We start from the raw sequence: 18,837 nt of genomic DNA, 5'->3' as shown, positions 1-18,837 counted from the left end.
GTTTGATGATGATTGCCGTATCGATAATTGTTCCATGCTTTAATGCCTACTCGAAAATAGGGCGCTGTTTAGCATCTTTGCGCTCGATAGACTTCCCTAGCGATGACTACGAAGTGATATTTGTGGATGATAAATCCACCGATGGCACCTATGAAATGCTTAAGGCTGAGTGCGAGACAGTAAAGAACTGGTCGGTGACGCAGCTGCAAAACAACAGCGGATCGCCATCGAAGCCGAGAAACGAAGGGGTTAAGTTAGCTAAGGGTAAGTATGTTTTTTATCTTGATTGCGATGACGAAATACTTGCTGACACCATCAAAGTTCATTATCAGCATGCAGAAGACTGTGACGCATGCATTGTGCGCGGTAACCTGGTTGTTAATGATGGTGCTAATAAGAAAGTAATGAATGAAATAGGGGGGTGGGCCCCCAAGCTTACTAAAAAACAGCGCGTTGAAAAAATAATATCTAAGCAAAGCACTACAGTAACACAGCTAATAAAAAGAAATCTTCTCCAAAAACATGAGATTCAATGGAATGAAAGCATCAAAATGGGTGAGGATACAATATTCTTAGTAGATGTGCTGTCAAAGGCTGAAAATATAGAATATCTACCTCATGATACTTTTATATACAACAAAATGCCTTCTTTTGTATTGTCTTCTACCCAGGCTTACGGTGACAAAGATCTTAATGATCACATAAATGTATGGTCATATGCACAAGCAAAGCTCAAAGAGGTTGGTGTTGATTATTCGAAAAGTCGTTTGTTCGTTGGTTTATCAACGTCATTAAAGTCGCTGATACATAAAAATAAAAATGACATAAAAAATGAAACTTTTTCTAGGCTTTCATCCTTTTTGAAAGAGCACGAAGCCGTTATAAATAGTTACAATCTGAGCGAAAGGTTTAAAGAGATTGTTGTCAGCGCTTTAAAAGAGGACTTCAAAGAGTTTAAAAATCTTTGTAGGCCAAGGCTGTTAATCGCTGGGCATGATCTAAAGTTCATCATACCGGCTGAGACTGCTCTTTCTGAGCACTTTAATATTCGTTACGACAAATGGGAAAGCCATACTGCCCATAATGAAAAAAGAAGTAAAGAGCTGTTAGAGTGGGCAGAAATAATTTGGTGTGAATGGATGTTAGGAAATAGTCTTTGGTATTCTAAGCATAAATATAATCACCAAAAATTGATATTCAGGGTTCACCGCCAAGAGCTTGCAACCAGTTATGCTGATGATATTGATTTTTCAAAAGTTGATATGGTGATTACCGTTTCGGCTTTGTTTTTTGAAAGGCTATTGGAGAGATTTCCTAATATACCTAGAAAAAAAGTAAGACTGATATCTAACTATATTGATGTTGATGCTTATAAAAAAGAGTGGCACCCGGATCGTCTATTTAATTTGGCTATGATTGGAATTCTTCCATCGCGCAAGAACTTTCATATTGGACTGGAGCTCCTGAAAGAACTTAGAAAGAAAGACAAAAGGTATAAGTTTCTTGTTTATAGTAGGCGGCCAAAAGAGCTTGCGTGGCTCGTGCGTAATCGAGATGAAATGGCTTATTTTGATAAGTGTGAAGATTACATTGAATCTAATAAACTAAGTGATTTTATTGAATTTAAAGGGCATTGTGATTTAAAGAAGTCCTTAGCAGATGATCGTGTTGGATTTGTACTTTCCCTAAGTGAGTCTATGCAAGAATTGCCTGGATTTGAAAGCTTTCATCTTGCTGTGGCTGACGGCTTTGCTTCAGGTGGAGTTGGTTTAATAAAAAAGTGGGCAGGTTGTGAATATATATATCATAATTCGATTATGTTTGACCAGCTCTCTGAGATAACTGATTTTATTCATGAGGTTTCGAACAATGAAGAGAAATTCAAAGCTCTATCAAGCTCAGGTATTGGTTTATTAAAGAAATACTCTCTAGAAAGTTTTGTAAATTCTGTTAAAAAAGATATTTCAATTATTTGACTGAGGTATCATGCATGCATTCAGGATTAGTCAATTTGAATAGCTATAGCCAATGGAATACCGATGTTTATGATGAGATTTCTATTGATGACTTTTGTTGTTTAAGTGATTTTAAAAATGGTATTTATAGGATTTCGAGTGGAAAAGTAACTATAGACTTTCTATTAAATGGATTTGATAAAATTAAAAGTGATGTCTGCTTGGTTTTCTTTCAAGGTGCTATAACAAACAGAAATAATACATTGCCTCCTTATTTTACAGGGATGGGTATTGCTGAAAAACTTGGCCATCCTTTTATATCAATTGCAGATCCAACTATTTCTTTGGATGATTCGCTTACACTTTCTTGGTATGCGGGCAATAAAGACGATAGTCTCGTCCCTTATAAAATTGCTAGGTTGTTAGATTATGTGGCAAATCTTCTTGGATTTAAATTAGTTCTAATTGGAGGCTCTGGTGGTGGCTTTTCTGTACTAGTGCAATCATGTATTTTGACTTCTAAAGCAACAGCAATAGTTTGGAACCCTCAAACATCCATTGAGAATTATTCCAGTAGATTTGTCTCAAACTATATGAAAGTTGCTTTCGATAATGACTGGGTTTCTTTTATTGACACCAAACCAAAAGAAGATCTCATAAAACATAAGGCTGTAGAGATTTTAAGGGAAAGAAAAATTCTACATTCTATTTTAGGTTTAAATATTTCTTATAATATCGAGTTGCTTTATTTGCAGAATAAAGATGATTGGCATGTTCAGAGTCATCTTAAACCTTTTCTTAAAAACAGGGAGATTGAAAGAATATCTCGAACCTCATTCTATTTGGATGATAATGCTGCTTTGCATATAGGTGATTGGGGAAAAGGACATACACCCCCTCCTAAAGAGGTTATCAAAGATATAATTATGCAAGTTGCAGATAGTACTAAGTCAGTTCGAGAGATTGCATATAATTTATCCTTTGATTCTCATGATGATTTCATTCCTTTAATTTCTGTTGATAGTGAGTTTAAAGATTTTAACCCTAGTTTATACTTCAATGAGGGTCGAGAGGACTTAACTATAAATGTTGTATTGCCTGATAATTTCATGGCCAACGAAAATTTTAAATGTGCGATTTATCTTTATAGAAATAATGAGCGGATGCATGTGTGTTGGTATCAAGATGAATTTAAATTTAAGGTTAAAGGTGGAGGGGGGCAGGGAGTCAATGCAGTTAAGGTTTTTTTAAAAGATATTTTTGGTGATGTTTTAAGCAAATTCATTTCCTTAAAATAATTGATTCACATAGAGGCTGTTTATGAAGGTGGCCGGTTTGGTTAGGGAACCGCTGATCAATTCGCCTCTGAGCGTCTGAAACACTCAGGGGCTTCCGCGAGGATGCGCAGCTTATACTCGGTCGAGAACTGACGACGCGTGCGCTTCTCCAGCTTGGGGTTCGGCGTGACCTGATGATCGGGCAGCTCGGTTGGTGGTTTTGGCATGATACGGGCTCCTGAACCTCGGGCTCTGATATTGAGCTTAACTCACAGAGCCGGTGTATGGATTCAGGTTGACACACAGGGGAGACGGCCAAGGCCAACGGCCTCTCGCCCTACGAGTACCTGCAGTTCGTGTTCGAGACCCTGCCAACTCTCGGCGAAGATGACGACCACGGCACGCTGCTGCCCTGGCGCTGGAAAGACACGCTACCGGTCTAACTCAGGCCGCAACAGGTGGGGTTGGTGGAGCGCTTACCGTTTGAGCACCTGTGTACTGAGGTACACCGGCTGCTTGATGGCTATGGAACTGAGTGCGCGATTAATTTTGAATAGGCACTTAAGAAGGCTAGACGATGCTTGAAAATAAGCTTGAAAAGATGGAAAAAACACTTCTGCAGGCAACAAAGGATAGTTCAGCAAAAAACACCAAAGATTTATTAATTGTGCAGAACCGTCTCTATGCTCAATTAGAAAGTCTCTCCTGGTTACAGCGGCGGTTGTCAATTCAAGGCCAACTGCCACCGCTACGCGGCTGGGCTACCTCTCCCGATTTCCTTCTAAAGCTTCACACTCATGTTATGGCAAGCCAGCCCAAAGTAGTGGTTGAGTTTGGTAGTGGTTCCTCCACTTTAGTGACGGCTGATGCTCTTCGTCAGAATGGTTTTGGTCAACTGTTTTCTATTGAGCATAGCAGTCATTACGGCAAGCAAACGCTTGACACGTTAATTGCAGAAAATTTGCAACCTTGGGTAGATTTACGTGTTGGAGAACTGGAAGCTTGGAATAAGCATCACCTTTGCCCATCTGATGCGGAAAAGCCACCTTTCTGGTATCCCGAACGCTTATTGAAAGCTATAGAGGGTATCGACTTATTGCTTGTCGATGGCCCTCCAGGCGGCACTTGTGAGTTCGCTCGCTACCCTGCATTGCCTGCGCTTTTTGAAAGGTTAAATCCTGGAGCGCAGGTGTGGATGGATGACACCGTCCGTCAAGAAGAAAAAGATATCTGCCAGCGTTGGGCTGATGATTATGGGTTTAATTTGGAATACTACCCTCTTGAAAAGGGCCTCGGTATTCTGTCACGAGCTTAATTAGCACTTGGTGCATCTATGCAAATGCATATAGTTGTTTACTAAGAGCTGTTCTTTAAAAAATTCATTCTGAATTAACGGAAATACTATGTGCGGCATTGTTGGCGCGATTAGCGCAAAGGAAAGCACCGAATTTCTACTCGCAGGGCTGTCTACCCTGGAGTATCGCGGCTACGATTCGGCAGGCTTGGCGGTACTCAATAATGGGTTGCAGCGCGCCCGTGCCAAAGGGCGTGTGGCGGAGCTAGCCAGCAAAGTGGCGGAAGCGGGTATTAACGGGCATGTGGGTATCGCCCACACGCGCTGGGCTACTCATGGCGTTCCTGCCGAGCGTAATGCTCACCCGCACATCTCCTCTGGTTTAGCGGTAGTGCATAACGGCATTATCGAAAACTACGAGTCTCTCCGTGAGCGGCTTCAAGGCCTGGGGTATGTGTTCACCTCGGACACCGATACCGAAACCATTGCTCACCTGATTCAAGCCTGTTTTAAGGGCCAAATAGGCGAACCTGCCGAAAACCTGTTTTCTGCCGTGCAGTGTGCTGTTGCCCACCTGAAGGGGGCGTTTGCGTTAGCCGTCATTAGTGAGGAAGAGCCGGACTGCCTGGTGGTTGCCCGTGAAGGCTCCCCGTTAATGCTGGGCGTGGCGGAAGATGGCTACTATGCGGCATCTGATGCCTCTGCGCTGCTCTCCGTTACCAAGCGCATGATGTATCTGGAAAATGGCGATGTAGCCCGTTTGAGCCGCGATGCGGTGGTAGTGGTCGATGGTGTTGGCCAGATGGTCGAGCGTGCCATAGTCACGTCTAGCTTGAACGCCAACGCGGTTGAGCTTGGCGATTATAGCCACTACATGCAGAAGGAAATCTTCGAGCAGCCCCAGGCGCTGAGTAACACGCTGGAAATGATTAGCGGGGCAGGGCAGTTGCAGCCCGGCATTTTTGGTGCGGAAGCCGCTGAGATTTTTCAGCAGGTAGATTCGGTACTGATTCTAGCGTGTGGTACCTCTAGCTACGCAGGCATGACGGCGAAGTACTGGATTGAGCAAGTGGCGGGCATTCCTTGCAACGTAGAAATTGCCAGCGAGTACCGCTATCGCCATAGCGTGCCTAACCCAACGCAGTTGGTCGTGGTGATTTCTCAGTCCGGTGAAACCGCGGATACCCTGGCGGCGCTGCACCATGCTAAGGCACAGGGGCATACCTTCACCCTGGCGATCTGTAACGTTCCGGAATCAGCCATTGTGCGTGAAACCGCGCTGCGCTTTATTACCCGCGCTGGCCCGGAAATTGGTGTGGCCTCTACCAAAGCGTTTACCACTCAGCTTAGTGCGCTGTTCTTACTCACGCTGCTGCTTGCCAAGGCGAACCAGCGCTTGAGTGATGACGCTGAAAAAGCGTATTTAGACGAGCTTCGTCACTTGCCCATTGCCGTGGATAAAGTGCTGGCATTAGAGCCCAGCATCGAGGCGTGGTCACAGCATTTTGCCAATAAGCACCATGCGCTGTTTTTGGGCCGTGGTCGGCATTACCCCATTGCTTTGGAAGGCGCGCTGAAGCTCAAAGAGATCTCTTACATTCATGCGGAAGCCTACCCAGCAGGTGAGCTGAAACATGGCCCGCTGGCTCTGGTCGATTCCGAAATGCCTGTGGTGGTGGTAGCGCCCAATGATGAAATGTTGGAAAAGCTGAAAGCCAACATGCAGGAAGTGAGTGCCCGTGGCGGGCAGCTTTATGTATTTGCCGATGGTGGCAGTGCGGTGAAGTCGTCTGACGGTGTGAACGTACTGTTGATGCCTGAGCATTACGGGTTGCTTTCACCGGTGTTACACGTGGTAGCGCTTCAGTTGCTCTCTTACCATGTGGCGTTGGTGAAAGGCACCGATGTTGATAAGCCGCGTAATTTGGCGAAGAGTGTGACGGTGGAGTGAGGCGGTTTGGGTGGCTGCGTCGGGGCGGCTAAGCGCCGCCCACGCGGGTGCCTCATTTGCTCGTGCCTCGCAAGATTCGTTACGCCGCGCTACGGGGTTCAGTGCATGCACTTGTAGCGCGTGGTAAGCGGAGCGCACCCGCGAAGCACTCCGGTAGGAGTGCCGATGGTAGCGCGAAGGTGAAATGGCGCACGGTGGCTTCATCCAGGCGGCTGTTCGCCGCCCTCGCGGGTGCCTCCTTCGCTCGTTACTCTAGCTCTTTCGTTACGCCGCGCTACGGGGTCAGTGCATGCACCTGTAGCGTGTGGTAAGCGGAGCGCGCCTGGGAATCAATGCGTTGGCGGTGCCATTGGGGCGCGGGAGTTAACTTCTGATAAGATGACCACGCAGGGGCCTTAAGGCCCTTTTTTGTAGGCGAATGTTCAGGAGTGAACCGCCTGGGGCAGTGATTTTGCCGCATCGTTGTGCAGGGAGCGATATAACAAATAACACCTGAGTGGGGGCACCATGTCGGATGCACAGGAAACAATCGCGAGCCTGGAAGCACGTTTGCGAGCGCTGGTGGAACACTATGCGGTAGAGCGTGGCGAAATGGCCGAGCAGCTGAGCCAGTTGCTGGAAGAGAATGACCGCTTAAAGCGTCAGGTGAAGCAGTTGGAACACTCTGCGGGTGTACCGTTGGGGCAGTCGCAGGAGTCTAACAGCCATGCGCTCACCTTTGATTTTTCATTACCTGATCAGCCCGTAAGCTAGTCAGGTAGGTGGTAATGCAGGAGTAAGGATGCAGGTGTTTAAGGCAGGAAAAGCACGGCTGCGCCAGTGGGTGGGGCAGCACGCGCTGGCCTTGGCGTCGGGTGGTTCATCATTCGCACAATCAGCGGCGGGGGTGTGGTCTTACTATCGCTTGGGAATGTACCAAACAGTGGTGAACCAGCCTGCCTTCCCAGATAACGTGAATGCTCAGTTCGCTAGAGCGGCCTCGTTAACGGCTCTGGGGGAAGCTCAGGAAGCCGAGGCAGTGGCGCGTTCACTGTTGAAAAGTGGCCAACTAGGCGCCCGTGTGCCTGCGTTCATTCAAGCCATCGCTGCCTTTTCGCCCCCCTTGGCGGAACGGCTCTGCCATGAAGCGGTGCTACCTGCTTCGTCTTTTCTACCCGTAGGCTTAGCCATGCGGTTGGGGGATTATCCCTTAGCTAAGCAGAGGCTACAGGCTTACCAGCAGGCGGCTAACACCCCCAATCCTGAAGCATTGCTGGTGGAAAGTAACCTTACTGCCACCACGGCGCTTCAACAGTGCGACTTCATCAATCAATTTTTGGCCCGCCACGGGCTCGCCGCTGTTAGGCCCGTTGATGAGCACGCCCCGTTGGGCGTCATGAATCTTGCAGCGTTGGATAAGCCCGCCCACGCAGATAATGAGAGCGCGCCTGCCAGCCAAGGGCCGCTGGTCAGTGTGCTGATGACGACATACTGCTCGGGAGAGCGTGCCGTTCGTGCGATTGATTCGCTATTGGCTCAGCAGCACCGTCACCTCGAAATCATCGTGGTGGATGACGCTAGCCCTGATAACACCTTTGAGCAGCTCTTGGAGTGCGCTAAAAAAGATGCGCGGGTTCGGTGTTATCAGTTGCCGAAAAACGCGGGCACGTACGTTGCTAAAACCTACGGCTACCAGCAGGCGCATGGCGAGTTCATTACCTGCCATGATTCGGATGACTGGTCGCACCCTGAAAAAATTAGCCGCCAACTGGCTCCCATGCTGAAACATCCATCCATCATGGCGACCACGTCTCAGTGGGTTCGCTTAAGTGATGAAGGGACGTTTTTTGTACGCCAGGCAGCACCGTTTACGCGCTTGAACCCGTCTTCGCCACTGTTTCGTCGTGCGGTGATTGAGCGCATGGGCAGTTGGGACTTGGTGCGTACCGGGGCAGACAGTGAGTTCTTGGCACGCATGAAGTTGTATTTTGGTAAGAGTGCCGTAAAACGCTTGATTGAACCGCTTGCGTTTGGCGCGCACCGAGACGATTCATTGATGACCGCTAAAGATACCGGGCATCAAGAAAATGCGGTCTCCCCAGCACGGCTGGCCTACTGGGAAAGCTGGAGCGAGTGGCACCTTCAACGGTTACGCAACGGTGAGCCACTCTGCTTGGCACCGATAAGCGGTCAGCGGGCGTTTCCGGCACCCGATGCAATTGCGGTGCCTGAGGCGGATATCAACACATTGCTAGGTGAAGCGCGTTAAGGCGCTCGCCAGCCATTAACATAATACGTTTGGTGGGTTTGGAGAATGCGAAAGTATTTTGGTACCGATGGGGTTCGCGGGTTAGTGGGTGAATTCCCCATGACCCCTGATTTTGCCATGAAGCTGGGCTGGGCCGCTGGGCAGGTGCTGGGCGCAGAAGGCATTAAAGAGGTCATCATCGGTAAAGATACCCGTGCCAGTGGCTATATGCTGGAGTCGGCGTTAGAGGCGGGCTTTTCAGCGGCAGGCGTGAACGTGGCGTTGGTTGGGCCGTTGCCTACTCCGGCGGTGTCGTATTTAACCTCCACCTTCCGTGCGGATGCCGGGGTGGTGATCAGTGCCTCGCATAACCCGTTTCACGATAACGGCATCAAGATTTTTGGTCAGGGTGGTTTTAAACTGACTGATGTACAAGAGCAAGAGATCGAACGTTTGCTGCACACCGCCATCGAAGGCGGCATGACGTGTGTGAGTTCGGAGCTGTTGGGTAAAGCCCGCCGAGTGGACGATGCCGCTGGGCGTTATATCGAATACTGTAAAGCCAACCTGCCCGGCCACTTGAGCTTGAGCGGCCTGAAAGTAGTGGTGGATAGCGCCAACGGCGCTGCCTATAAAGTGGCCCCGGCCGTGTACCGCGAGCTGGGGGCCACCGTGGTGAGTATTCACGACCAGCCCAACGGCGTGAACATCAACGCGGGCTGCGGTGCCACGGCGATGGAAAGCCTACGGGCGGCCGTGCTGCAGCATGAAGCCGACCTGGGGATTGCGCTGGATGGCGATGCCGACCGCCTGATGATGGTGGATCATACCGGGTCGGTGGTCGATGGCGATGAGCTGCTGTTCCTGCTGGCGAAAGATGCCAAGGCATCGGGTTATACCGGCGGTGTCGTCGGTACTCAAATGAGCAATCTGGGCCTGGAGCAAGCACTGGCAGCCATGGAGGTGCCCTTTAAGCGTGCCAAAGTAGGCGACCGCTACGTGATGGAGCAACTCAAGGCCACCGGCTGGCGCTTGGGCGGCGAGGGGTCTGGCCACTTACTGAGCCTAGACCACGCCTCCACAGGCGATGCCATCATTGCCTCACTGCGCGTACTCACCTGCTTATTGCAGCAAGAGGCAACGCTGTTTGTGGCAAAGCAGGGCATGCACAAGCTGCCGCAAACGTTGATTAACGTTCGCTACATCGCCGTAGAAGGCATCGACCCTCTAGAAAGCGAGCAGGTGAAAGCGGCAGTCGCCAACGTAGAAACGGAGCTTGGCGATAGTGGCCGTGTGCTGTTGCGTAAATCAGGCACCGAGCCGCTGATTCGTGTGATGGTTGAAGCAGTGGATGCCGAGCAGGCGACGTCTTGCGCGGAGAAAATCGCCGCAGCGCTGGCGTAATCCGGCCGTGAGTAGTTCAAGCCAGCCAGCCTTTCGGCTGGCTTTTTTGTGGCACTTTGTTGTGGCTAGGTAACAGGTCGATGATTCTAAAAGAGAAGCTGTTTCTGGCTAATTGCGACTCCGTGCGCCAGTTAAGCCCAGATGACGTGCGCGCTCGTTTTATGGCAGGCGTGCTATTTGCGGATGGCGTGGTGCTTTCGCCAAATTTACTGATCGATAACCCGGCGATTATTTCGTTACTGGCATCCAAGCATGTTCAGCGTTGGTTCAAGCGCGATGAGCACAACGAGAGCAAGCTGATGATTCGCGGCTTCGGCCTGGAGAATGGCTTTTCCCTGGTCGACTATTTTGAGCACTTGGACGCCAACTATGTGGTGTCTCAGTTGGGCGGCGTGCGTAAGGCCGAGCTGACGGCTGTGCAGGCTAGCCAGCTCAAAAAGCAGTTAGAAACAGCCAGCGATGTTTTAACCTGCTATCAGCCCTCTATCGTGTCGCTCGAGAAGAAACCCGGGGCATTGAGCGAGCAGATACGCTTGCGGTTAGCTGGGGCTGCTACTTCCACCACGGAGGTTGCTGTAGAGGCGGAACAGCAGCGCAGCGTTCACCAACGAACGCTGGCGCTGGTCGAACAAAGCGGCAAGCCGCTAGGGTCGCGTTCTGATTGGTATTCGGCGCTTGGCGCGTTGGAGATACCCGCTCTTCAGCGTGATCAGTTCCGCTTGGAAGTCGTAGATGCGAGCTACAACGGCCTGTTCGTGGGGGAAGGGGAGGCGTTCGTGATGGATCGCATCCAGGTGCTTTCTCGTTTGCCGCTGTGGCTGTTGGATACGGGTATTTCAATTGGTAGCCGACGGGAAGAGTTGGCCACGCTGAAAGCAGGCTATGATCTGTTTAACTTTATCTCTACCTTGGGCAGCGAAGAGCTGGCGAGCATTTTGGCCGATAAAGCCTTGGAGTACGCAGAAGAGAAAGCCAAGGCGCATGGGGTTTCCTGGTGTGAGCGGCGCAACTGGTTTGGCCTTTACCCTAAACTAACGCGCTTTATGGGCGTGGAGTTGAAATAGTGCCTACACACTCCTCAGATAAGCATATCGAGTATCAGAACCCTTGGTTTCGCGTGGTGCGAGAGGGTGCCTATCACTATGTCGATGAGCCGGGGGCGCAGGCCGGAGCGGCGGTGCTGCCGCTAGTGGGTGACATGGTGTGGCTGCTGGAGATGCGCAGACCCGCCCAACAGGGGGCAGTCACGTGGGAAATTCCGCGTGGCTACGGTGAAGCTCACGAAACATCGCAGCAGTGCGCGCTGCGAGAACTGCGTGAGGAAACGGGGCTACTCGCAGCGCCAGCGCAGCTTACCAGGCTGGGAAAAGTACGCCCTAATACGGCCATACTGACTTCCTGTATCGATATTTATTTGGCGAAATTGCCTTCTAATCACCCACCACATAGGCGGGATCGAGAAGCAGAGCGCATTGTAAAAATACCCATAAAGGCTTTGCCACGTGAGTTAGCGCAGGGCAAGTTAGAAGATAGTTTTACACTGGCAGCGTTGAGTTTTTATTGGGCAACTTTACGCTAAGGGTATGCTAGCCTTGGCGTTTTGCTTATTACTATCATCGTCATATTTATAGTGTGCGCGGCGGGAATCGCAGTGCGTGTGGCGAATTTAGCAAGGAGATGCACATGGAAGCCATCGTAGCGGCATTTTTTGATCAGACACCGGATGCCAGCATTGCGAGCGAGCGGGTGGCCTTTGGCACCTCGGGACACCGAGGCCGAGCTACCCAGCGCACGTTCAACGAGGCGCACATTATCGCCATTACCCAAGCAGTGGTGGATTACCGCCAAGCGGAAGATTACCAAGGGCCGCTGTTTTTAGGTGTGGACACCCATGCGCTTTCACGCCCCGCCTGGGAGTGTGCACTGCGGGTGCTGGCAGCCAATAAAGTGCCGGTGATGGTGGAAAAAGGCCACGGTTACACGGCAACCCCGTTGGTCAGCCATGCGATTTTGCAGCACAACGCGCAGCAGCGCCATGCCATGCCTGCGGCAAAAGCCGATGGTTTGATCATCACCCCTAGCCATAACCCGCCGGAAGATGGCGGTATCAAGTACAACCCTTATCACGGTGGCCCTGCCGATACCGAAGCGACGCAGTGGATCGAGCTGCGTGCCAATGCGTACCTGCTGCGTCAGTTAAGTGACATTACGTTGGTATCGTTGGAAGAGGCGCTAGCCCACGCCCAGGAGTATGACTACACCGCACATTACGTGGCCCATTTAGGCAGCGTGGTGGACATGGCCGCCATCCAGAACGCCAACCTAAGGCTGGGCGCAGACCCGATGGGCGGCACGGCGCTGCCCGTGTGGCAGGCGGTTGGTGAGCATTTCGGCCTGCACCTGGACGTCGTGAACACCACCATTGATGCCAGCTTCGGGTTCATGCCGCCCGATCACGACGGCAAGATCCGTATGGATTGCTCTAGTGCGGATGCCATGGCGAACCTGATCAAGATCAAAGACCGCTTCGATATCGCCTTTGGCAACGACCCGGACGCCGACCGTCACGGCATTGTCGATGCCAACGGGTTGATGAACCCGAACCACTTCCTGGCGGTGTGTGTGGATTACCTGATCAGCCATCGCCCCCAATGGCGCGATTCGCTGAAAATCGGTAAAACGCTGGTCTCTTCTTCGATGATTGATCGTGTCGTGACTTCTCACAACCGTGAGCTGTTTGAAGTGCCGGTCGGTTTCAAGTGGTTCGTGGATGGCTTGCACGAAGGCTGGTTAGCCTTTGGGGGTGAAGAGAGCGCTGGCGCAAGCCTGCTCACCCAAGCAGGCGAGGCGTGGTCCACCGATAAAGACGGCATCGTGCTGTGTTTGCTGGCTGCTGAGATTATGGCCGTTACTGGCAAAACGCCCAGTGAGTATTACCAAACCCTCACCGAACTCTTTGGCGAGCCGTTCTATAAACGGGTCGATACCGCCTGCAGCGCAGAAGAGAAAGCCGCGTTTAAAAACCTCACCGCCGATAGCATCACCGACACCACCTTGGCAGGCGACCCCATCACCGCCGTTTTGGTCAAAGCCCCGGGTAACCAAGCCGCCATCGGTGGTTTGAAAGTCACCACCGAAAACGGTTGGTTCGCCGCCCGCCCCAGCGGCACGGAATCGCTCTACAAAGTGTACGCGGAAAGCTTCAAAGGGCCGCAGCATCTCGACGAGCTGATTGAAAGTGCCACCTCGCTGTTATCTGGCGTGTTGAAAGGGTAAGTCATTCAAGTAGCGTGTGGTAAACGGAGCGCACCCGCGACGCACTCCGTCAGGAGTGCCGGATTTTGGTACTGAGGTGTGATCCTTCACGGTGGCCTTATCCAGGCGGCTATCGCCGCCTTCGCGGGTGCCTCCTTCGCTCGTTGCTCTCGCTCAGTCGTTACGCCGCGCTACGGGGCGGTGCAGACACTCGTAGCGCGTGGTAAGCGATAGCGCACCCGCGAAGCACTCCAGTAGGAGTGCCGAAGGTGGTACCAGGCTCGCTCCGGTAGAGGCGTTCCTGCTATATTGTTCGGCATGTCTATTGCATATCGTTTGGCGTGGTTCGATGTTTATGACTTCTCGTGGAAGGCACGCTCAATAAAAGGACGTTAATGATGACTCAAGTACGCAAAGCGATTATTCCGGTGGCTGGATTCGGTACCCGCCTGCTGCCGATCAGCAAGGCGATTCCTAAAGAGATGGTGCCGGTGGTGGATCGCCCCCTTATCCAGCACGTAGTGGAAGAAGCGCTGGCGGCGGGTATCAACGAAATCATTTTGGTCACGCGTGCCGGAAAATCGGCCATTGAAGACCACTTCGATGCGCATTTTGAACTCGAGCATTCGCTAGCTAGCAAGGGTAAAGATGCGCTGCTGGAAACCCTTTCGGCCATTTCGCCTAAAAAGCTGAAAGTGACCAGCGTGCGTCAGCCCAACGCAAAAGGGCTGGGTCATGCTATTTTCTGCGCTTCTCACTTGTTAGACAAAGACGAGCCCTTTGCGGTGATTCTGCCGGACGTACTGGTCAAACCCCAGGTAGGCAGCAGCGTGTGTGACTTGGGCAGCATGGTCGAGCGCTGGGAAGCCTCCGATGCGTCGCAGATCATGGTAGAAGCGGTGCCGCAAGAAGACGTTTATCGTTACGGCATTGTCGACTGCGATGAGCCAGCCGCGGGGGAGAGCGCCACCATGCGTGGGGTGGTGGAAAAGCCCAAACCGGAAGACGCGCCGTCGCGACTTTCTGTCATTGGCCGCTATGTGCTGCCGTACCGCATCATGGAGCTGCTGCGCGATCAGCCACCGGGTGCGGGTAATGAAATCCAGCTAACCGATGCCATCGACCGCTTGATGCAGGAAGGTCAAACCGTGCAGGCGTTCCGTATGCATGGCCGCACCTTCGATTGCGGACACATCGAAGGCTGGCTGCAAGCCAACACCACGCTCGCCCGGGAAGCGGGCTACGACGTTTGACGAGCTGTTGAATGATGAATGTTTGAAAACCGTCCTATGGGCGGTTTTTTACTATCTGGGGGGAGTATGCGGGAATTACTCGAACAGGTGTTGGCCATTGCCAAGGACGCTGATCGCGCCATTATGGCCGTGTATGCTCGTGAGTTTGATGTCACGATTAAAGAAGATAACAGCCCGCTCACAGAGGCGGATCGAGCGGCGCATCAAGTGATACGGCGCGGCTTGGAGGCGCTGTCGACGACGCTGCCGATCTTGTCGGAAGAAGATATAGAGGGCTTTTCAGGCGTGGGGAAAGAGGGCTGCTATTGGCTGGTCGACCCGCTGGATGGCACCAAAGAGTTCATCAAGCGAAATGATGAGTTTACGGTGAATATTGCGCTGATTGAACACGGTGCGCCTATTTTGGGGGTCGTCACGGCGCCTGCGCTGGGGGTGGCTTATATCGCCGCAGACGGTATGGGGGCTTTTAGAATCGACGCTGATGGACAGCGCCATGTGATTCAAGTGACCGGCAAACCTTCACCAGGAAGCGCATGGCGGGTACTGGGCAGCCGCTCCCATGCAAGCCCTGCCTTGTCCGCTTGGTTGGAGACGCTGGGCGCTTATGAGATTCAGCCCATGGGAAGCTCGCTGAAAAGTTGTCTGATTGCAGAAGGTAAAGCCGATGTGTACCCACGGTTAGGCCCCACTAGTCTCTGGGATACCGCTGCCGCCCATGCCGTCGTGCGTTATGCAGGTGGTCGAATAGAGACCCTGGAAGGGCAGCCGCTTAGCTACGCCAACCCTGACCAGACCTTGAACCCCTCCTTTGTTGTGTGGGGTTATTCGTAGAGCGGCGCAAGCGGAGCGCACCCGCGAAGCACTCCGGTAGGAGGGTCAGGTATTCTACTCCCAGTCCATATCGGCGACGTCCGGGATGTCTTGCGTGCCCCAGTCTGGCTCGTACCATCCCTTCTTGACGCATCGGTGGAAGCTGGACCACTGCCATTTGCGAGGGGCGTGGGCCCAGCCGTGCTTCACTGGGTTGTAATGGATGTAATCAATGTGGCGCTGCCAATCGTTCTCATCGCGGATGACGTGCTCCCAAAATCCACGCTGCCAAGCATGTTGGCTACCGGGGGGAAGCAAGAATTCTTGAGAGGCATATTTTTTGACGTCTCTCCATCGGTAGGAGTAATCCGCATCGCCTTCGGGGAGGGTCCAGAGACAGTGCAGGTGGTCCGGTAGAAGAACGAACGCATCCATGAGAAAGGGACGTTCGTCGCGCACTCGACGAAAAGCTCGACCGAGGGCGTCTATGTTCAAGCGATCCGATAACAGCGGCTGGCGGCCATACGTTACTACGGTGAAAAAGTAGGTGCCGCCGGGTAGGTGAGCTCGTCGGTAGGTCGCCATGGCTGCTTCCTTGCAGTAATGAATACCCATAGCCTACCGTCGTCGAGAAGACGATGCATCTTTAAAGCCGCAATGCCAATGCTGAGTAGCCAGGCTGGCGTAGGTTAGGGGACAATATGAGCCACTTTTCCCCCACCTTAACGAGCCCTATTGATTCAAGGAGCAGACGTGTGAGCATTGAGCCGTTTGGCGTTTTTGTACTGACCATGAGAGATGAGACAAGGATGGCCTCTATTGAGCGTCAACTGTCTCGGCTTGATATCTCGTTTGAGTACATCGATGCCACGGTCCTGGAAAGGATCGAGCATGCCGATCTGCCCATCGAACGTGAGGCTATTCAAGCGCGGTATGGCCGGATGCTTACTCAAGGCGAAGTGAGCTGTTTTTTAAGCCATCGAAGAATCTGGCAGCAGGTGGTGGAGGCTGGAAAGCCAGGTGTCATTTTTGAAGACGATGCGCTCATTGAAGAGGAGCTTTGTCAATTCTTAGACCGCCTGAACGGTGTCTCCGCTCGGTTCGACGTGGTGTTGCTAGGTCACTCTAAAAAAGATCACCGCCGGAAAACGCTATACCACTTTCTTGAGCCGTTAAAGCGTTGGACGCCCATGGGGCCCTTTAAACTTGGCAGAGGTTTTAAAACATGGCCCTCCGGAGCAGTAGGGTATGTCGTGACTCCAGCGGGCGCGGCTAAATTGTTAGCGGCTACGACAGCGATCCGGTGTGTGCTGGATGACTGGCCTTATTTTGAAACGAAGGGCGTTAAGGTCCAAGAAGTAAGACCGTTATTGGTGTGGGAGGATTTCATCAAACTTGACAGCTCACTAGAAGGTGAGCGCCAAACACCAGCGAGGCGAAAACTCTTTTCGATTGCGCGAGTGATAAGAGGATGTGTTCGTCAGCTTCAGTCTAGAAAGGACGACGGTTCATGACCCTTCGTCGTTCATTGGAAAGGCTGTTGCCTTTTATTACGGCTGCCGTTCCTGGTGGCTTTCGTATTTTTGTGTTGGGGATTGCGGGATTCTTTCTTGCCCCAGACAGCATGGTGTTTTTTTCTACTCAGTACACCCTGGCGGCCTTTTTCGTCATGGTGTCAGGGGTTGGTTTTGCGACGATCTTAATGAAGCGTATGGCCGAGGATGAGCGCTTGGCGATACTGCTGCGCTATGGGGCATCGTGTGTGGTGGTCGGTGGGGGTGTGTCAGCAGTCGCGCTGCTTGTCGCGTCGTTGGCCGTTCCCGTTCCACATGGGTGGGAAGTGTTCTGTCTGATTTTGATGACGTCTCTGTATCAGGTTTTTCGCAATTATCTCGTTTTTAAACGGCAGTTTTGGACGCTGTTTTTTTATGATGGCGTGATTGGGCTTCTTTTTATTCTCATGATGCTGGCGTTATACGTCATGGTGGGGCGGCTCGATGCGGGGCAGTTGTTGAACGTGTTGTCCCTCTCATACGCCTTCGCTTTCGTAACATTCGTAGGTGTATTGATTGCCAGCGAGAGCGACCCTCATTTTTATCGTCATGTCGCTTTTCTGTCGCCCAGTGACTTGGTGTCGAGTTTGGTCGTGGGTTTTTCCAACGCGGCCAGTAGCGGCGTCGGTTTTATTTTGCCCTCTCTATTTATCGCGCTCGGTGGTAGTGACGTGGCTATCGTGGCCTCGCTCTGCGTGGCGGTCTTTAGCGCAATGTCGGCTCTGCCCAGGGGGTTGATCAATAATAGTGCCGCTGCGCTTTCCAAGATGGTCATGGTGCGGGATTATGCGCGTTCGGTGGTGGTGCCGCTTCGTAAAAAAATCTATACCTTGGTGGCTGTTTTGGTGCCTGCGTTATCGCTAACGATCATCGCGTATTTTTATTTTTCAGGCGCGGTAAATAATGAGGGGCTGGTGCTGTTTTTCGTGGCGGCGTTTGCGTTTAACGTGGCCAGCGGGCAACTTGGTGTGATTGAGTCGGTGTTGATTAATTTTTGCGGCTACGAGCGGTTGTCATTGATGTTCAACATGGTGGTGTTTTTACTCGTATTGCTCGTGTTTAGCATCGTGCGTTTAATGCCCCAAGCTCAGGAGTGGATCTTCATTATTTATGCCGTGCCTTTCGTGCTGGGTGTGATCAACATTTTACGGCTTTTTTGGTATCGAAAGATGGTGCAGCGCTATTTTGCGACCGCCCGCTAGCCTTGCATAGACGTTATTCCGGAAATCAGTATTCATTTCGCGTCGCTTGTCACCGCTTTTCCAAGCTTTCAACCGGTAGTTCTACGTGTTGTGGGCGTTGGAGAACGTTGAGCAATACGATGGCGCGTTCTTCGCCTTTGCAGCGGGTGAAGATGGCTTCTAGATCTTTGAAGGGGCCGTCGGTGATGGTGACTTTTTCGCCCGCAGTGAAGTAACTGTGGCTGCCTTCTTGGCGATGGGGTTGGGCACGCAGGGTGTCGACGAGGGCGTCGGGTACGGCGATGGGCGTGTTGCCAAAGGTGAGCAGGCGCAAGACGCCACGCGTAGAGCGGATGGGCCGCCAGTTGCTGACGACCTGGTCTAAACGGATGAACAAATAGTAGGGAAATAGCGGCTCGGTGACGGTAGTGAGCTTGCCTTGCCGTTTGCGTTTGACATCGAGGACCGGGTGGAACACCTCATAGCCTTGATTGACGAGGTGTTCGGCGGCGCGGAAGGATTCGCTGCCTTTGCATTGAATGACGTACCAGTGGGCAGTGCTGGTCTCTGTTACTTCTACTGCCATGTTACTACCTTCCTATTGCCCAGGTGGTTCTTCAGGTTAACGTGCCACCTTCCAGGCGGCTATCGCCGCCCCTGCGGGTGCCTCTATCGCT

17 protein-coding genes and 1 pseudogene are annotated in these 18,837 nt (G+C 51.8%); 15 read left to right on the top strand and 3 right to left on the bottom strand.

Annotated elements, in window-relative coordinates:
- The first annotated feature begins 5 nt into the window (after positions 1-5).
- The gene (locus GYM47_RS11435; protein ID WP_196781552.1) at positions 6-1,976 is read left to right on the top strand and encodes a glycosyltransferase; all 1,971 of its coding nucleotides are present in this window, start codon (positions 6-8) and stop codon (positions 1,974-1,976) included.
- A gap of 14 nt (positions 1,977-1,990) precedes the next feature.
- Positions 1,991-3,253, top strand: a complete 1,263-nt coding sequence (locus tag GYM47_RS11430; protein WP_153842775.1) for a hypothetical protein — start codon at positions 1,991-1,993, stop codon at positions 3,251-3,253.
- A gap of 56 nt (positions 3,254-3,309) precedes the next feature.
- On the opposite strand, the gene GYM47_RS11425 is transcribed toward GYM47_RS11430, so the two are convergent.
- Positions 3,310-3,459 carry a hypothetical protein gene (locus GYM47_RS11425; protein ID WP_153842776.1) on the bottom strand — a complete coding sequence of 50 codons (150 nt, stop codon included), beginning with the start codon at positions 3,457-3,459 and terminating at the stop codon, positions 3,310-3,312.
- A 93-nt stretch (positions 3,460-3,552) separates the two neighbouring features.
- On the opposite strand from GYM47_RS11425, the pseudogene GYM47_RS18370 reads away from it, so the two are divergent.
- The 11 genes and pseudogenes from GYM47_RS18370 to cysQ all read left to right on the top strand — a co-directional run.
- A pseudogene (locus tag GYM47_RS18370) lies at positions 3,553-3,675 on the top strand (transposase domain-containing protein); the annotation flags it as partial.
- Between the two features lie 134 nt (positions 3,676-3,809).
- Entirely contained in the window at positions 3,810-4,547 is a 738-nt protein-coding gene (locus GYM47_RS11415) for a class I SAM-dependent methyltransferase (RefSeq protein ID WP_153842777.1), read from the top strand.
- An 88-nt stretch (positions 4,548-4,635) separates the two neighbouring features.
- On the top strand, positions 4,636-6,477 hold the full coding sequence (gene glmS, locus GYM47_RS11410) for a glutamine--fructose-6-phosphate transaminase (isomerizing) (protein ID WP_153842778.1): 1,842 nt from the start codon (positions 4,636-4,638) through the stop codon (positions 6,475-6,477).
- Positions 6,478-6,984: 507 nt separating this feature from the next.
- The gene (locus GYM47_RS11405; protein WP_153842779.1) at positions 6,985-7,230 is read left to right on the top strand and encodes a hypothetical protein; all 246 of its coding nucleotides are present in this window, start codon (positions 6,985-6,987) and stop codon (positions 7,228-7,230) included.
- A gap of 28 nt (positions 7,231-7,258) precedes the next feature.
- Complete coding sequence (locus GYM47_RS11400) at positions 7,259-8,725, top strand: glycosyltransferase family 2 protein (RefSeq protein ID WP_153842780.1); 1,467 nt, start codon at positions 7,259-7,261, stop codon at positions 8,723-8,725.
- A 45-nt stretch (positions 8,726-8,770) separates the two neighbouring features.
- On the top strand, positions 8,771-10,108 hold the full coding sequence (gene glmM, locus GYM47_RS11395; protein ID WP_153842781.1) for a phosphoglucosamine mutase: 1,338 nt from the start codon (positions 8,771-8,773) through the stop codon (positions 10,106-10,108).
- A gap of 80 nt (positions 10,109-10,188) precedes the next feature.
- Complete coding sequence (locus tag GYM47_RS11390; RefSeq protein ID WP_153842782.1) at positions 10,189-11,172, top strand: hypothetical protein; 984 nt, start codon at positions 10,189-10,191, stop codon at positions 11,170-11,172.
- Positions 11,172-11,687, top strand: a complete 516-nt coding sequence (locus GYM47_RS11385; RefSeq protein ID WP_196781551.1) for an NUDIX hydrolase — start codon at positions 11,172-11,174, stop codon at positions 11,685-11,687. Before GYM47_RS11390 ends, GYM47_RS11385 begins: the two co-directional genes overlap by 1 nt.
- Before the next feature lie 104 nt (positions 11,688-11,791).
- Positions 11,792-13,384: a phosphoglucomutase (alpha-D-glucose-1,6-bisphosphate-dependent) gene (gene pgm, locus GYM47_RS11380; protein WP_153842783.1), complete on the top strand. Its 1,593-nt coding sequence runs from the start codon at positions 11,792-11,794 to the stop codon at positions 13,382-13,384.
- Between the two features lie 377 nt (positions 13,385-13,761).
- Positions 13,762-14,616 (top strand): UTP--glucose-1-phosphate uridylyltransferase, encoded by an 855-nt coding sequence (locus GYM47_RS11375; RefSeq protein WP_153842916.1) that lies wholly within the window; start codon positions 13,762-13,764, stop codon positions 14,614-14,616.
- A 66-nt stretch (positions 14,617-14,682) separates the two neighbouring features.
- Positions 14,683-15,447 carry a 3'(2'),5'-bisphosphate nucleotidase CysQ gene (cysQ, locus tag GYM47_RS11370; protein ID WP_153842784.1) on the top strand — a complete coding sequence of 255 codons (765 nt, stop codon included), beginning with the start codon at positions 14,683-14,685 and terminating at the stop codon, positions 15,445-15,447.
- 54 nt (positions 15,448-15,501) lie between these two features.
- Here the strand turns inward: cysQ and GYM47_RS11365 are convergent, their stop codons facing one another.
- Positions 15,502-16,011 (bottom strand): REP-associated tyrosine transposase, encoded by a 510-nt coding sequence (locus GYM47_RS11365; RefSeq protein ID WP_153842785.1) that lies wholly within the window; start codon positions 16,009-16,011, stop codon positions 15,502-15,504.
- A 170-nt stretch (positions 16,012-16,181) separates the two neighbouring features.
- Here GYM47_RS11365 and GYM47_RS11360 point away from each other — a divergent pair, with 170 nt between their 5' ends.
- Both GYM47_RS11360 and GYM47_RS11355 read left to right on the top strand, forming a co-directional pair.
- Positions 16,182-16,940, top strand: a complete 759-nt coding sequence (locus GYM47_RS11360) for a glycosyltransferase family 25 protein (protein WP_168444455.1) — start codon at positions 16,182-16,184, stop codon at positions 16,938-16,940.
- On the top strand, positions 16,937-18,181 hold the full coding sequence (locus tag GYM47_RS11355; protein ID WP_153842787.1) for a hypothetical protein: 1,245 nt from the start codon (positions 16,937-16,939) through the stop codon (positions 18,179-18,181). Before GYM47_RS11360 ends, GYM47_RS11355 begins: the two co-directional genes overlap by 4 nt.
- A gap of 49 nt (positions 18,182-18,230) precedes the next feature.
- Here the strand turns inward: GYM47_RS11355 and rfaH are convergent, their stop codons facing one another.
- On the bottom strand, positions 18,231-18,746 hold the full coding sequence (rfaH, locus tag GYM47_RS11350) for a transcription/translation regulatory transformer protein RfaH (protein WP_153842788.1): 516 nt from the start codon (positions 18,744-18,746) through the stop codon (positions 18,231-18,233).
- Positions 18,747-18,837 lie beyond the last annotated feature (91 nt).

It is taken from the genome of Vreelandella piezotolerans (assembly GCF_012427705.1).
GTDB classification, from domain to species: Bacteria; Pseudomonadota; Gammaproteobacteria; order Pseudomonadales; family Halomonadaceae; genus Vreelandella; species Vreelandella piezotolerans.
The sequence above is the reverse complement of the archived record's forward strand: the minus strand, read 5'-3'. Positions and strand labels throughout refer to the sequence as shown.